The organism is Streptomyces sp. NPDC024687 (genome assembly GCF_055559055.1).
This window is the reverse complement of sequence record NZ_JBVHLJ010000006.1, coordinates 308,836-323,377: the sequence shown is the minus strand read 5'-3', so window position 1 is coordinate 323,377 and position 14,542 is coordinate 308,836. Positions and strand designations below refer to the sequence as shown.

Annotated in this window: 13 protein-coding genes and 2 pseudogenes; 9 read left to right on the top strand and 6 right to left on the bottom strand. The window is 72.0% G+C overall.

Translation table 11 applies throughout. The annotated features are described in order from the left end of the window. Positions 1-126: 126 nt before the first annotated feature. A complete protein-coding gene (locus ACZ39I_RS25025; protein ID WP_467246596.1) occupies positions 127-1,320 on the bottom strand; it encodes a flavin-containing monooxygenase in 1,194 nt (397 codons plus the stop codon). Positions 1,321-1,605: 285 nt separating this feature from the next. Next, positions 1,606-3,264, bottom strand: a complete 1,659-nt coding sequence (locus ACZ39I_RS25020; protein ID WP_467246595.1) for a subtype B tannase — start codon at positions 3,262-3,264, stop codon at positions 1,606-1,608. A gap of 175 nt (positions 3,265-3,439) precedes the next feature. On the opposite strand from ACZ39I_RS25020, the gene ACZ39I_RS25015 reads away from it, so the two are divergent. Genes ACZ39I_RS25015 through ACZ39I_RS25000 form a run of 4 tightly spaced genes read left to right on the top strand, consistent with a single transcriptional unit; the run spans position 3,440 to position 5,831 of the window. Beyond that, complete coding sequence (locus ACZ39I_RS25015; RefSeq protein WP_467246594.1) at positions 3,440-3,886, top strand: DoxX family membrane protein; 447 nt, start codon at positions 3,440-3,442, stop codon at positions 3,884-3,886. Beyond that, positions 3,886-4,293 carry a Zn-ribbon domain-containing OB-fold protein gene (locus ACZ39I_RS25010; RefSeq protein WP_467246593.1) on the top strand — a complete coding sequence of 136 codons (408 nt, stop codon included), beginning with the start codon at positions 3,886-3,888 and terminating at the stop codon, positions 4,291-4,293. The genes ACZ39I_RS25015 and ACZ39I_RS25010 overlap by 1 nt, the downstream gene beginning before the upstream one ends. Before the next feature lie 8 nt (positions 4,294-4,301). Then, a complete protein-coding gene (locus ACZ39I_RS25005) occupies positions 4,302-4,892 on the top strand; it encodes a GNAT family N-acetyltransferase (RefSeq protein WP_467246592.1) in 591 nt (196 codons plus the stop codon). 39 nt (positions 4,893-4,931) lie between these two features. Beyond that, the gene (locus ACZ39I_RS25000; RefSeq protein ID WP_467246591.1) at positions 4,932-5,831 is read left to right on the top strand and encodes a GNAT family N-acetyltransferase; all 900 of its coding nucleotides are present in this window, start codon (positions 4,932-4,934) and stop codon (positions 5,829-5,831) included. On the opposite strand, the gene ACZ39I_RS24995 is transcribed toward ACZ39I_RS25000, so the two are convergent. The 3 genes from ACZ39I_RS24995 to ACZ39I_RS24985 all read right to left on the bottom strand — a co-directional run bounded on the left by ACZ39I_RS24995 (position 5,783) and on the right by ACZ39I_RS24985 (position 8,239). Continuing rightward, a complete protein-coding gene (locus ACZ39I_RS24995) occupies positions 5,783-6,448 on the bottom strand; it encodes a pyridoxine/pyridoxamine 5'-phosphate oxidase (protein ID WP_467246590.1) in 666 nt (221 codons plus the stop codon). The genes ACZ39I_RS25000 and ACZ39I_RS24995 overlap by 49 nt on opposite strands. Positions 6,449-6,451: 3 nt before the next feature. Next, a complete protein-coding gene (locus tag ACZ39I_RS24990; RefSeq protein WP_352388612.1) occupies positions 6,452-6,877 on the bottom strand; it encodes a pyridoxamine 5'-phosphate oxidase family protein in 426 nt (141 codons plus the stop codon). 192 nt (positions 6,878-7,069) lie between these two features. After that, positions 7,070-8,239 carry a thiolase C-terminal domain-containing protein gene (locus ACZ39I_RS24985; protein ID WP_467246589.1) on the bottom strand — a complete coding sequence of 390 codons (1,170 nt, stop codon included), beginning with the start codon at positions 8,237-8,239 and terminating at the stop codon, positions 7,070-7,072. A gap of 81 nt (positions 8,240-8,320) precedes the next feature. Between ACZ39I_RS24985 and ACZ39I_RS24980 the strand changes: the two are divergent. The 3 genes and pseudogenes from ACZ39I_RS24980 to ACZ39I_RS24970 all read left to right on the top strand — a co-directional run. Next, positions 8,321-8,662: pseudogene (locus ACZ39I_RS24980) on the top strand (acyl-CoA dehydrogenase family protein); the annotation flags it as partial. A gap of 582 nt (positions 8,663-9,244) precedes the next feature. Further along, positions 9,245-9,952, top strand: a pseudogene (locus ACZ39I_RS24975) (acyl-CoA dehydrogenase family protein); the annotation flags it as partial. Then, positions 9,949-10,419, top strand: a complete 471-nt coding sequence (locus ACZ39I_RS24970) for a nitroreductase/quinone reductase family protein (RefSeq protein ID WP_467246588.1) — start codon at positions 9,949-9,951, stop codon at positions 10,417-10,419. The pseudogene ACZ39I_RS24975 and the gene ACZ39I_RS24970, both read left to right, overlap by 4 nt. Before the next feature lie 75 nt (positions 10,420-10,494). Here ACZ39I_RS24970 and ACZ39I_RS24965 read toward each other — a convergent pair whose 3' ends face one another. Next, complete coding sequence (locus ACZ39I_RS24965) at positions 10,495-11,142, bottom strand: TetR family transcriptional regulator (RefSeq protein WP_467246587.1); 648 nt, start codon at positions 11,140-11,142, stop codon at positions 10,495-10,497. 123 nt (positions 11,143-11,265) lie between these two features. Between ACZ39I_RS24965 and kbpA the strand changes: the two genes are divergently transcribed. Next, entirely contained in the window at positions 11,266-12,018 is a 753-nt protein-coding gene (gene kbpA / locus ACZ39I_RS24960) for an AfsK-binding protein KbpA (protein ID WP_467246586.1), read from the top strand. Positions 12,019-12,188: 170 nt separating this feature from the next. Beyond that, a complete protein-coding gene (locus tag ACZ39I_RS24955) occupies positions 12,189-14,537 on the top strand; it encodes an outer membrane protein assembly factor BamB family protein (RefSeq protein WP_467246584.1) in 2,349 nt (782 codons plus the stop codon). Positions 14,538-14,542: the final 5 nt, after the last annotated feature.

The window sequence follows — 14,542 nt, the reverse complement described above, 5'->3', positions numbered from 1 at the left end:
TAGAACATGAGAAGTGTTCACATTCTGGCCCCGTACGGCGGCACACGACAACGCTCCCGTCACATCTCTCACAGATGTAACAGGAGCGCCGGTGAAGCGAGTTGAGGTGTTCTCCGTCCTTCCCCGTCAGACGGGCAGCCGCGAGAGCCGGCCCGCACCGTTCTTCACGACGGCCTTCGCGATCTTCTCCGCGTCGATCGCCACTTCCCGGAAGGTGCCGCTGATGGGAGTGACGTAACCGGTGAAGTAGAGGCCGGGGGCGTTCTCCGGGGCGTGGGCACCGTTGACGACCGGGCCGCCGCGCGCGTCGAGGACGTCGAGGTGGCCGACGAGTCCCTCCAGGGAACGCGCGTACCCGGTCGCCGCGATCACCGCGTCCGGGCTGACGCGGGTGCCGTCGGCGAGCAGCACCTCGCCGTCCTCGAAGCCCTCGACGGCGGCCACGACCTCGACCCTGCCCTTGCGGATCGCGTTGATGAGGCCGACGTCCTGGACCGGGATGGCGCCCTGTTTGACGCGGCTGTAGAGCCCGGTGTCGGGGCGGGGCAGCCCGTGCGCGGACAGGTCGGGCACGCTGAGCTTCGCCATGGGCCGGGCCAGCCGGTCCACGAGGCCGACCGGCAGCCGCCGTACGAGAACGCCCGTGTACTGGGCGGCCCAGCCTGCCGTGGAGCGGCGGACGATGTGCGGGGCGGTGCGCACGGACAGCCGTACCCGTGCGGCGCCGCCCTCGACCAGGTCCACGGCGATCTCGGCGCCGGTGTTGCCGACGCCGACGACGAGGACGTCACGGCCGGTGTACGGCTCGGGGTTGCGGTACTCGCCGGCGTGCAGGAGCTCGCCCTTGTACTCCTCGCGGCCCGGCCAGTCGGGCAGCAGCGGGGTGTGGTTGTAGCCGGTGGCGACGACCACCGCGGCGCCGGTCAGTTCGCGGCCGCCGGTGGCGTGCAGCAGCCAGCCGGTGTCGTCGGGGGTGCGCTCGACGCGCGAGACCTCGACGCCGGTGACGGTCTCCAGTTCGTGGAACTCGGCGTACTTCTCCAGGTAGCGCACCACGCCGTCGCGGGCGACCCAGCGGCCGAAGCGGCGGGGCATCGGCAGGCCGGGCAGGGCCGACAGGCGGCGCGTGGTGTGCAGGTGGAGGCGGTCGTAGTGGCGCCGCCAGGACGCGCCGACGTGCTCGGACTTCTCCAGGACGACCGCGCGGACGCCCCGGGCGCGCAGCGCGTACGCGACGGAGAGCCCGGCCGGGCCGCCGCCGATGACGTACACGGGGCGATCGGGCTGCTCGGGGCGGTCTGCGGGTGTGGAGTCGGCCATGAGCGCGAGCGTAATCAGACAGCGCGTTGATGGGTCTCGGTCAAGACGGGAATTGGTTGCGGATCGATCACGCCTGTAGGAGGGGCGGGTGGGGCCTGTGGCGTAGGTCACCTGGTTGTGGGGGCAGGGAAAAGATCATGGCGGAAAGACCACGGCGCCGGGCCCGCTGCTGCGGAGCTCGGCGCCGTGGTGTGCGGCGGCCGGAGACTGACGGGAAACCGGGGCCGCGGTACGGGGTGCCTTACGGCACGGGTGCCTCACAGCACGGTGCCCTACCGGAGGCGGCTACTTCTTCGTGGCCTTCTTGTAGCCCGTGACCTTCGCGATCCAGGTGATGAAGTCGCCCGGGTCGGTGTTGGCGCCGTGGCCCTGGTCCCAGTAGTAGCGGTGGTTCACCTCGTCGCCGAGGTTCTCGGCGCGGGCGGCGAGGTTCGCGGAGATGACGTGCGAGGTGTCGGTGTCGTTGGTGCCGAGGCGGATCCACCAGTGCTTGGAGCGCTCGGAGTTGACCTTCTCCACGAGGTGGTACATCGGGTTCATCAGGTTCAGCTTCTCGGGGATGTCGCTCGCGACCCGCCTGGAGCCGAGGCCGGTGGTGTCGTTCTTGGCGCTGTAGGCCGTGAAGTGACGGTTCTGGGTGGTGCCCGCGCCGAACAGGTTGTTCTCGCCGGCCGACAGGTCGAAGGCGTCGAAGGCGGGGGCGGACTTCTTGCGGGCGCCCACATGGGTGAGGAAACCGTCCCAGGTGAAGGAGGCCTTCTCGCCGTCCCAGGTGATGAAGGTGTTCTTCGCCAGGTAGGTCTCACGGTCGGAGTCCGACAGGGCAGCGAGGTAGGTGGTGGCCGAGGGCTCCAAGTACTGCTTGAGCAGGTACTCGTCGTAGTTCCGTGCGGTGAGGGTGCCGAAGCCGGAGCCCTTGAGGCCGCGCAGCCGCAACTTCGCCTGGTACTCGGCGAACTGCGACCGGAGGCCCTTGGAGACCGTCTGGTCGACCTGCTTGCCGGTGCTGAGGGCGTTGGTCCCCCAGTTCCACTCGTAGGCGCCGTCGGCGTGCTCCAGGTCGGTGATCGGGCACCAGGCGCCCACCGCGAAGACGGCGTCGGAGGCGTCGGCCGCGCCGATCTCCTTGAGGAGCTTGTCGTAGAGCGGGCTGTCGCCGGAGGCGCCGAGCAGGGAGGACAGGGCGCCGCCCGCGCTGGTGCCGGCGGAGACGATCTGCTCGGTGTTGCCGGGGATGCGGCCCTTGTTGGCCTTGATGTACCGCACAGCCGCCTTGAGATCGACGATCGCGGCGGGAGCGGTGCCGTAGTACTCGCCGGCGGAGTTCTTGAGGGTACGGCCGCGGGCGCCGGGCTCGATGACGACGTACCCGGCGGCCAGGGCGAGGAGCTGGTTGCTGCTCGTGGCACCGCCGGTGGCGTTCGTGTTCTGGTTGGCGTTGGACGCGGACGCGGACGTGGACGTGGACGTGGCTGAGGTCGAGGCGCTCGGCGCGGCGCTGCCGGTGGGGGCGCCGCCGGGGGCGCCGCCGCCCATGGCCCCGCCGCCGACGCCGGTGGCGTCCGCCACGGAGGACGGCATGTAGCCGCCGATGGAGTTGGCGAGCAGGATCGGCGCGTTGCTCGCGTCGACCGCCGTGCCGTCGATCTCGACGGGCGCGCTGACGATCAGGGACTGGTAGGTCGCGTCGACCGGCTTGGAGACGTAGGTGATCGCCTTCCAGAAGTGGTAGGTGACCGCGTGCTCGGTGCCCTCGGTGTCGGTGACGGTCGTCGTCAGCTTCGTGTAGGCGTCGGGGTCGAAGACGAGGCCGGTGTCGCCGCTCCTGGTGGAGCTCGCGGTCGCCGCGCCGGCGTTCAGGGCGATGCCTCCGACAGCCGCGGCTCCGGCTGCCGCACCGATCCCGATGACGACGTTCCTGCGCTTGATGGCCCTGTGCTTCACGGTTGGCTCCCTCGGCGTTTTCGCTGGCGGGACCGAACGTAACGCTGCTTCCGACAAAATTGCCAACAATCCCGGGGTACTCATGGGGGACCCACAGTTTCCCGGTGTGCGCACAGGATTCTTACCGTGACGGTGGTCTTCCCGGTCTCTTGGATCTGACGTACCGTCAGATTTCATGGACACGATCTGGCTGACCGGCGCGCAGTGGCTGGCCGTCCTGCGCATCGGCCTCGGGCTGTGGTGGCTGGAGAGCTGGCGGCACAAGGACAAGAGCACGTGGTTCGAGGGCGGCGGCATCACCTGGGCCGCGGACATCGCCGCCAAGCATCGCTGGACCCCGGTCCGCAGCGGCTTCGAGGTGATGGTCGCACCGCGGCCCAAGGCCATGGCGTACGTCGTCGCCTACGCCGAACTCGCCCTCGGCGCGGGCCTGATCCTGGGCCTCCTGACCCCGCTCGCCCTGGTCGGCGGCCTGCTCCTGAACGTCCTCTACTTCACCCTGATGATCCACGACTGGGCCGAGCAGGGACAGAACTCGATGATGGCGCTCATCTCGGTCGTGGCCCTGTTCGCGATGTCCTGGCAGACGTGGTCGCTCGACGCGGCGCTGGGCTGGTTCTGATGGGCGCGCGGTACGACCTCCCGGAGACGGACGCCTTCACGCGGACCTACTGGGACGCGGCGGCGCGAGGCGTGTTGATGCTCAGGCGCTGCGGAACCTGCGCCCAAGTCCACCACTACCCCCGCGAATTCTGCCCGCGCTGCTGGAGCGAGGACGTCACCTGGTCCCCGGCGACCGGCCGCGCCACGCTCCACACCTGGTCCGTCGTCCACCGCAACGACCTGCCGCCCTTCAAGGACCGCGTCCCGTACACCGCCGCCGTCGTCGACCTCGCCGAGGGCCCCCGGATGATGACGGAGATCGTCGACTGTGCGCAGGGGGATCTGCGGGCGGGGCTGGAGCTGGAGGCGGTCTTTCCGGACGGGGTGCCGAAGTTCAGGCCGCAGCGGACGACCGCGGCGGTTTGAATGGGTGGATGACCGACGTCGACGATCAGCACCTCATCCGCCCCTTCACCCCGCTGCACGGCCACGGCCTGCGTCTGTGCGCCTGGGACGCGGACTCCGACGCGCAGGCCCAGGACTGGCTGCGCGGCTCGCTGGACCCCGAGTTCGGGCGATGGAACACGCCTCTCACCCAGATCCACGACCTCGACGGCGCCCGTGCCGTCATGCGACGCAGGGCCGACCAGGCGGCGCAGGGCACGAGCGCGTCGTACCGGATCACGGACGAGTCGAGCGGGACGACCCTCGGACACCTCGGCGTCAACGTCATCGACCACGTCTTCCGCACCGCCCGCGTCGGCTACTGGGTGCTCCCCGAGGCCCGCGGCCACGGCGTGGCGACCCGCGCCCTCCGCCTCGCCGCCCACTGGGCCCTCACCGACCTCGGCCTGCACCGCCTGGAACTGGGCCACGCCCTCGGCCACGAGGCCTCCTGCACCATCGCCGAACGCTGCGGCTTCCGCTACGAGGGCACGCTGCGGGGCGCGATGTTCGAGGCGGGACGGCGTGACGCGTTCCGGGACGTACACCTGCACGCCCGGCTGGCGACGGACCCGGAGTAATTCGCGGGCGCCGGGGCCGACTTCGCAGGACCATGGAGCATGCGCCCCGACGCCTGGCACTCCACCGACGACCTCGAAGAGTTCCTCACCCGCGCCGGAGAGTTCCTGCACTCCCGCCCGGACCTGCACACCGTCTTCCTCACCGTGACCGAGGGACTGCGCACCCGCGGGCTCCGGGCGTACGGCGACGAGGCGCCCTTCCTCGGGCTGCTGGAGGAGGACGGGAGTGTGCGCGGGGCCTACTTCCGGACCCCGCCCCACCGGCTGTACCTCACGCCGCTGACCGCCGCCCGCGCCGACTCCCTCGCCGCCCACCTGGAGGCCCTGGGCCGGGCCGTCCCCGGGGTCGGCGCCGAGGCCGTGACCGCCGCAGGTTTCGCCGAGGCCTGGCGGCGCCGCACCGGGGCCACGCCCGTGCCGTACCGGCGGCAGCGGCTGTACCGGCTCGGCACGCTGACCGTGCCGCGGCCGGCCCCGGAAGGCCGGCCGAGGATCGCCGGGACGCGGGACCGCGACTTACTGGTCCGCTGGTTCGGCGAGTTCAACCGGGACGTCGGCGAGAGCGAGGGCGTGCGCGCCGAGTCCTGGACCGACGCCCGCCTTGCCCACGACGGCGTCACCCTCTGGGAGGCCCCCGACGGCACCCCCGTCTCCATGGCCGGCCTGACCCCGCTGGTCGCCGGCCAGATCAGGGTGGCGCCCGTCTACACCCCGGCCCCGCTCCGGGGCCGCGGTTACGCCGGTGCCGCCACCGCCGAGGTGAGCCGGCTCGCCCGGCAGCGGGGCGCCGACCAGGTGCTGCTCTTCACCGACCTGGCCAACCCGACCAGCAACGCCCTCTACCGGCGCATCGGTTACCGGCCGGTCGCGGACTTCGCGGTGTACGACTTTCAGGGCCAGAGCAGTTCCCGGACCCAACCGCCGTCCGTACGCCGGTAGACGAGCCGTACGTGCCGCCTGCGCTCGTCCCCCTGGAAGAACTCCACCTCGTCCGGAACCAGCCGGTACAGCGTCCAGGACGAAACCGGCGCCTCGGGCTCCCGCTGCGCCCGCTCCCACGCCTCCTCGGACACCCGCGCCAACTCGTCGAGGGAGCCCAGGACTTCGCTCTGGCGGCCGGTGAGCGCGGCGGCCAGCGCGCCGGTCGAGCGGGCGTGCAGATCCGCCGCCGCCTCCCCGGAGGGTGCCGCGCTCACCGGCCCCTTCACCCGCACCTGCCGGCCAAGGACCGGCCAGTAGAAGCCGAGGGCGGCGTACGGCCGTACCGACAGGTGCCCTCCCTTGCGGCTGTGGGAGTGGCTCGCGAAGGCCCAGCCGTCCGCGTCGGCCCCGTGCAGCATCACGGTCCGTACGTCCGGCCGGCCCTCCGCGTCCGCCGTCGCGAGGGACATGGTGTGCGGTTCGGTCTGCCCGGCGGCCACCGCCTCCGCGAACCAGGTGGTGAAGAGGTCCAGCGGGGTCGCGGGCGCGGCGGCGGGGTCGAAGGAGGGCAGCGAGGTGACCTCCGGGTCCCACACCCGCAGTGACCTGAGCAGCTCGTGAAGATCCGTTGCCATGCCTCAGACGGTACCGAGGTCGGACGTCACCCACCTTTCGGGCCGCATCCGGACGATCACCGATTCGCCGTGGTTCTTCGAGGCGAACTCCACGTACCCGTCCACCTTCTCGGCCGGCAGGTAGCGGGCGGAGATCTCCCGGAGGTCGTCGAGGGTCCCCGGCCGCGTGTCGAGGACCGGACCCTCGACGGAGACGTACCGGATGGTGGGCTCAACGCGGTCGACCAGCAGGGAGAAGCGGCCGGCCGCCCGGATCAGCTCGTGCTTGCGGGAGTCGGCACCGGTCAGGATCCAGAGGTCGCCACCCGGTTCGTACTGGTACCAGATCGGCACGGTGAGCGGCGCGCGCCCCTCTCCCGCGTCGACCGCCAGCGCGGCGACATGCGGCTCGGCCAGGAACTGTTCACGTTGTGCGCGAGTCAGGGCCATACAGTTCAGAGTACGTCGGCCGCCGGCGAGAGGAAGTGCGGTGACTCGCCTGTCCGGTACGGCAGTTGGGGCCGCCGGAGTACTTCTGCTCGCGTCTCTCGCCGCCTGTGCCCGTGGGGCGTGGGCCGCAGGGACCCCGACACCGCCAACGACGAGGCGGCGATACGAGCCGTGCCCTGAGGGCCCCCGGTCCTAACGCCCCAGCACCACCGTCCCCGACGAGCAGAACCAGCCCCCCGTCCCGGACGCCACCGCCAGCCCCGGTGCCGACCCGTCCCGGCGTCGCACCTGCCGTGCTCCCGCCTCGCCGCGCAGCTGCCGTACGGCCTCCACGAGCAGGAACAGCCCGCGCATGCCGGGGTGTTGGGCGGACAGTCCGCCGCCGTCCGTGTTCACCGGCAGGTCCCCGCCCTCGACCTTCAGTCGGCCCTTCTCCACGAAGGCGCCGCCCTCGCCCTTCCCGCAGAAGCCGAGGTCCTCCAGGGTGACCAGCGTCATGTAGGTGAACGCGTCGTAGATCTCGGCGAGTTCGATCTCCTCCGGCCGCACCCCGGCCCGCTCGAAGGCCAGCCGTCCGCTCACCGCCGCCGGGGACACGGTGAAGTCGGGCCACTCGGACATGCTGACGTGCGAGACGTACTCCCCGGTGCCGAGCACCCAGACGGGGGCGGTACGGCAGTCCGGTACGTACTCCTCGGCCGTGAGCAGTACCGCGGCGCCGCCGTCGGAGCGGATGCAGCAGTGCAGCTTGGTGAAGGGGTCCGCGATCATCGGGCCGGAGAGGACGTCGTCGACGGTGATCGGGTCGCGGAACATCGCGTCGGGGTTGAGGGCGGCGTTCGCGCGGGCCTGGACCGCGACCTGGGCCAACTGCTCGATGGTCGTGCCATGTTCGATCATGTGGCGGCGGGCCGCCATGGCGTACTTGGCGATCAGGGTGTGGCCGTAGGGCACCTCGAACTGGAGCGGGCCGCGGGCGCCGAAGGAGAGGGTGCCGGTGCGACGACCCTCCTTGATGTCGGCGCGGGCCGTGGAGCCGTAGACCAGCAGGACGGCGTTGGCGTGTCCGGCGGCGATCGCGTCGGCCGCGTGGGCGGCCATGACCTCCCAGGTGGAGCCGCCGACCGAGGTCGAGTCGACCCAGGTGGGGCGCAGGCCCAGGTACTCGGCGACCTCGGCGGGGGCGAGGGTGCCGGTGCCGGCGGAGGCCACGCCGTCGATCAGCTCGCGGTCCAGGCCCGCGTCGGCGAGGGCGCGGCGGGCGGCCTGGGCGTGCAGGGCGTAGGGGGTCGTGCCGTCCACGCGGCCGCAGTCGGCCAGGGCCACTCCGGTGATCGCGACTTTCCGGCTCCCGGGGGGCATGAGGGCCTCCTGCCTCTGGGCATCTGGTGCGGGCGCTCCTAATATGACGGACCGTCAGATCGGGAGGGAAGAGGAAGAGCCATGGACGCTCGCTTCACCGCCGAACAGGACGAGATGCGCAGTGCGTTGCGGGAACTGCTGCGGAGGCGTTGCGGTCCCGAGGAGTCGAGGAGTGCGGCCGACACTCCGGCCGGCTACGACCCGGCGCTGTGGAGGACCCTCGCCGAACAGCTGGGACTGCCGGGGCTGGCGCTTCCCGAGAAGTACGGCGGTGTGGGCTGCTCGGCGACCGAACTGGCGCTGGCCTGCGAGGAGACGGGCCGAGTGCTGGCGGCCACGCCGCTGCTGGCCACGTCGGTCCTCGTGGCCCCGCTGGTGCTGGCCCTGGGCACGGAGAAGCAGCGCGCCGACCTGCTCCCCCGGATGGCCTCCGGCACATTGACCGCAGCCCTCGCCGTCCCACCGGGAACAGCCCTGGGACTCACCGGAGACAACAGCAACGACTGGGCGGGCGGAGGCCGCGCGGGCGGAGTCCAGGCCCGGCGATCCGGTGGCCCAGGGGCATCTGCGGCTGCCGGTTCGCGCTCGGCCGGTGCGGCCCTCGGCGGGCAGGGCGCCGGTGCGGCAGGACCGTCGGCGGTTGCGGCGGTGGCTGCGGGTTCGCGCGCGGCCGGTGCGGTTGCCGCGGGGCCGGAAGTCGACCGGGCGGGGCGAGGGTCCGCGGTGGTGGAGGGGGCGGGGGCGCCCGTGGCTGACGGCTTGCGCGCGGCCGGTGTGGCGCTCGGCGGGCCGGGTGTCGGGGTGGCAGGACCGTCGGCGGGGGCACCAGTTGCCACCGGCCTGCACTCGACTGGTGCCGCTCCCGGTGGCCCGGAAGCCGCCCCGACGGCCGGGCCGTTCGTGGTCGCGGAGGGGGCGGAGGCGCCCGTCGCCCCACAGTCGTCGCGGTCGGCCCCGGCCCCGTCGGCGTCACCGGCGCCCCCCGACGGGCAAGCCCACACCCCCGGCTGGCGGTTGTACGGTGAGGTCGAGCAGGTGCTCGATGGGCACAGTGCCGGTCTTCTGCTTGTCGCCGCTCATGCCGGAGGGTTCGCCCGCTCTCGTACTCTTCTCTTTCTCGTGCCCGGTGACGCCGCCGGGCTGGTCCGGACCCGGCAGACCTCCCTCGATGCCAGTCGCCCACAGGGCCGCGTACAACTACGGGATGTGCGAGCCGAGTTGCTGGGGGACGATGACGGGGTCGATGTCCTCGGGGCTCTCGCCCGTACCGGGGACACCGCCGCCGCTGTCCTCGCCTGTGAGGCCGTCGGGGCGGCCGAGCGGGTGCTGGAGATGACTGTCGAGTACGTCGGGCAGCGGGAGCAGTTCGGGCGGGTGATCGGGTCCTTCCAGGCCGTCAAGCACCGGCTCGCCGATGTGTACGTGCAGCTCCAAGCGGCCCGTTCCGCGGCCTACTTCGCCGCCTGGGCCGCCGTTCACCAGGAGCAGCGGGTCGGCGGACTGGCCCTGGCCCAGGCTCTCGACGCGCTGCGGGCCGCCGCCGCCGAAGGGATCCAGCTGCACGGCGGCATCGGGTTCACCTGGGAGCACGAGGCCCAGCGGTACTTCAAGCGCGCCACCGCGGACGAACTGCTCTTCGGCCCGGCGCACCGGCTGCGGGCGCACGCCGCCGACGCGGCACGGCTCTTCACGGGTGCGGAGGTGTCGGTGTGATCGGGGCGAGGGTGGTCCAGAAGGTGTCGTCCACGCGCGGTTTCGCCAAGGTCGCGCCGCATGTCATCCCGGCCCTGGACCGGGCCGTGCACCGCATCACACGGGGGAGGATCCTGCTCAGCGCGCAGATGCTGCCGGGGGTCGTCCTCACCTCGACGGGGGCGAGAAGCGGGCTGCCCCGCCGGACCCCGCTCGCCTGCATGCCCGAGGACGACGGCCGCACGTGGATCCTCATCGGCTCCAACTTCGGCCGCGAGGGCCACCCCGCCTGGACCGCCAACCTCCTCGCCCACCCCGAGGCCTCGGTCAGCTGGAAGGGGCAGGACATCGACGTGACCGCGACCCTGCTGACGGGGGAGGAGCGGACGGCCGTATGGAAGACCGCGCTGGCGTTCTGGCCGCCGTACGCCACCTATCAGGCGCGGGTCGAGCGGGAGATACGGCTCTTCAGGATCGTCCGGAGGTGACCCCCGGACGCACGACAGGCGGCCGTCCACCCGTGTGAACGGCCGCCCGCCAGACAGGACTCGAAAAAGGGCCGGCTACTTCGTCGGCTTCCTGCCCGTCACGCCCAGGTGCACCAACAGCGCCAGATTCGGCTTGAGTTCGGCCTGCTTGACGCCCCAGCTCTGGAAGCCCTTCTGGTGCGAGGCCACCGCCGCGAGCATCGCGACGAGGGAGCCCGCGACCGCGGCCGGGTTGACGTCCTTGTCGACCTTGCCCTTGGACTGGAGCTCGGCGACCGCGTCCGCGAGGGAGTTGTTCACCGAATTGAGGATCTTCATGCGGATCTTGTAGAAGCGCTTGTCGCCCTCGGCGGCCCCGAGGTCGACCACGCGCAGGATCGCGTCGTTCTTGCGCCAGAACTCAAGGAAACCGTCCACGAGTTCCTGCGCGGTCTGCCAGCCCGCCTTGCCAGCCCACGACCGGCCGTCGAGCAGCTTCGTCAACTGGCCGCCCTCGGTGGCCATTTGCTCGGCGACCTCCAGGACGGCGCCCTCGACGTCCGGGAAGTACTGATAGAAGGTCGCGGGTGAAGTGCCCGCCTTCCGGGCGACATCGATGACTTTGACGTCCCGGTAAGGGGAGGAGCTGAGCATCTCGCTGAGGCAGTCGAGCAGCTTCTGCCGGGTCGCCTGCCCACGCCGGCCGGCCACACGGCCGTCGACGGTACGCACTTGTCCTGTCATGCCGTCAGCTTACCGAGGGGTGATCGGAGCGCGATTCGGCCGACTGCAAATGGGGTGCGCGAGGTCCGGGAGACGGGTGTGCCTGGTCCTGCGGGGTGCGTGCGTCGCCGTTACTTTGACGGTATGGCCGAAAACAGGGCATCCGCAGACGGAACGGGATACGGCGAGGGCGTGCCCTGCTGGGTGGACGCGCAGCTGCCCGACGTGGCCGCCGGGAAGCGGTTCTACGGCGAGCTCTTCGGATGGACCTTCCAGGACCGTACGGACGCCCGAGGGGGTTCGGTGTGGGCCCACCACGAGGGCCGGCCCGTCGCCGCCCTCGCCCACAAGACGGACGGCCGCATGCCCACCGTGTGGACGGTCTACTTCGCCACCCCGGACATCGAGGGCCTCGCCGACCGGATCTGGGCGGCCGGCGGACAGGTCGTCACCGCGCCCATGCCGATCGCCGAGCTGGGCACGTCCGCCCTGGTCACGGACCCGGAGGGGGCCGTGTTCGGCCTGTGGGAGCCGGACAGCCACCCCGGCTTCGGGGCCCGGCACGAGCCCGGCACCTTCGCCTGGGCCGAGCTGTACGCGCGCGACACCGAGGCCGCCAACACCTTCTACGGCGGGCTCTTCCACGACGCCCTCTTCGGACCCGAGGCACACCCCGACTTCGGCCGCGCCCTCGTCTCCGAGGTCTTCCCCGCCGAGATGCCGCCCCATTTCCTCGTGCACTTCGGTGTCGAGGACTGCGAGTCGGTGCTCGGGACGGTCGGCCGGCTCGGCGGACGGGTCCAGGCGCCGCCATTCGAGACGTCGTACGGAAAAGTGGCCGTCGTCACCGACAATCAGGGGGCGTCGTTCGCTGTTCTGGAACGATCGGAGCGGTAGAAGGATCCGCTTTGATACGTGACACCCTATTTGACCCCGGGTTCGCCACCAGGCCTCCGGCCAGGAAGAATCAGGGTCGCGTGCCGCCATGGCGGTGCGGTGGTGAGACGCTGCACGGGGTCGCGTACATATGTGGGTGGCGCGGCTTGTACGGGGAGGTGGCAGGCAGAGTGGTGGATCAGCTGACGCAGCACGATCCGCGCAGGATCGGGCCGTTCGAGGTGCTGGGACGGCTCGGTGCCGGCGGCATGGGGCTGGTCTATCTCGCGCGCTCGGCGTCGGGCCGGCGGGTGGCGATCAAGACGGTCCGTACGGAGCTCGCCGAGGACCAGCTCTTCCGCGTCCGCTTCACCCGGGAGGTGGAGGCGGCCCGGGCCGTCTCCGGCTTCTACACGGCGGCCGTGGTCGACGCCGACCCGCGCGCGGCGGTGCCGTGGCTGGCCACCGCGTACGTTCCCGCGCCCTCCCTCGAAGAGATAGTGAACGAGTGCGGGCCGCTCCCGGCTCAGGCGGTGCGCTGGTTCGCGGCGGGCGTCGCCGAGGCCCTGCAGTCCATCCACGGCGCCGGTCTGGTCCACCGTGACCTCAAGCCCTCCAACGTCCTGGTGGTCGAGGACGGGCCCCGGGTGATCGACTTCGGTATCGCATCCGGTGTTTCGAACACCCGTTTGACGATGACGAACGTCGCCGTCGGCACCCCCGCCTACATGTCCCCCGAGCAGGCGAAGGACTCCCGCAGCGTCACCGGCGCCAGCGACGTCTTCTCGCTCGGCTCCATGCTCGTCTTCGCCGCCACCGGCCACCCGCCCTTCCACGGCGCCAACCCGGTCGAGACGGTCTTCATGCTGCTGCGCGAGGGCCCCGACCTCGAAGGACTCCCGGACGAGCTGCGTCCGCTCATCGAGTCCTGTATGCAGATGGACGCCACCGCCCGTCCCAACCCGGCCGACCTCCAGGCCCAGCTGGCACCCCACCTCTTCGGCTCCGGCTCCGACGACAGCGGTACGGCGTCGGCGTGGCTGCCCGAGAAGGCCGTCGCCATGATCGAGACCCGGCGCGGCGGGCGCCCGGCGCCCACTCAGACCGGCGGTGCCCGCAGCGGAGGCGGCCGCCCCGCCGTCGTACCGCCGCCGCCCTCCTACGACCCGCCGCCGCCCGTGCCCGTCCCGGCCGGCGCCCCCGACACCGGCCCGGTGCGCCTCGCGGGTGCCCAGGTGCCCATCGGGCCCGGACCGCGCGTCGCCGACGCCCGGGCCGCCGCCGTGAAGGCGCCCCCGCCGGAGGCCGGCCTGGTCGCCTCCTGGTCCCGGCCGCGGCCCGGTGTCAACGGCACCGACGCCGCCGTGGGCCCGGCCGTACCGGTGCCCCCGCCCGCCCCGCCGGAGAACGCGGCGGGCTGGCGGCCCTGGCGGTTCCGCATGTCGAACGACGTGTGGGGCACCCCGGCCGTCGCCGGGGACCTCGTCTACGTCACCTCCTTCGAGGTGCACGCCCTGGACGTCGGCACCGGCCGCCGCCGCTTCAAGACACGGGACGTGGCCTGGTCGATGGCGGTCGCGGACGGCCGTATCCACGCCTCCGACGGCCCCACCCTCTTCGCCCTCGACGCCCGCGAGGGCGCCGACCAGTGGCGGCTCGGCACGGACGCCTGGGTGTACTCCCTCAAGGCCGAGCACGGCACGGTCGTCACCGGCACGCGCGGCGGTGGCGTCCAGGCATGGGAGGCGTCCAACGGGCACAAGCTCTGGGAGATCGCCGGCTGCCAGACCGACTTCGAGTCCCCCGAGGCCGGACCCGCCCTCCACCAGGGCACGGTCTACGTCTGGCAGGAGGGCCGCCTGCGGGCCCTGGACGCCCGCACCGGCGAGGAGCGCTGGGCGTTCCCCATCGGTGACGCGGCCTCCTGCGGCGGGGTTCCGGTCCGGGTGACCCAGGCCCACGACGGGTACGTGTACATCTCCGCCGGGACGCGCGTCATGGCCCTGGAGGTGGCGAGCGGACGGGTCCGCTGGCACTTCGAGGCCCCGGCGGTCTTCCTGTGCCCGCCGGCCTTCGTGCCCGGGGCCGCGGTGACCGGCGGCGGAATCTACCTCGCCGACTACCTCGGCACGGTGTACGCCCTCGACGCGACCGACGGCCGCGACCGCTGGCGCATCGCCACCGAGGCCCGGGCCTCGGTCGAACCGGTGCTGGTGGCCGGCGGCCATGTCCACGTGGGCAGCGGCAAGGGCCTGTACACGCTGGACGCGGTCACCGGCACGCCGAAATGGCGGTTCCAGGCCGGCGGGGACATCGTGGGAGCGCCCGCGGTGGCCGAGGGCCGTATCCACTTCGGGTCCACGGACCACCTGCTCTACACCCTGAAGGCCGACGACGGGCGCCTGCGCTGGAAGCTCGCCACCGGCGGGGAGATCACGGGGTCGCCGGTGGTCAAGGACGGGGTGGTGTACGCGTGCAGCAAGGACCGGTGCGTGTACGCGCTGGACGCGGAGAAGGGGACGGGGACGGCGCGGACCTAGCGTTC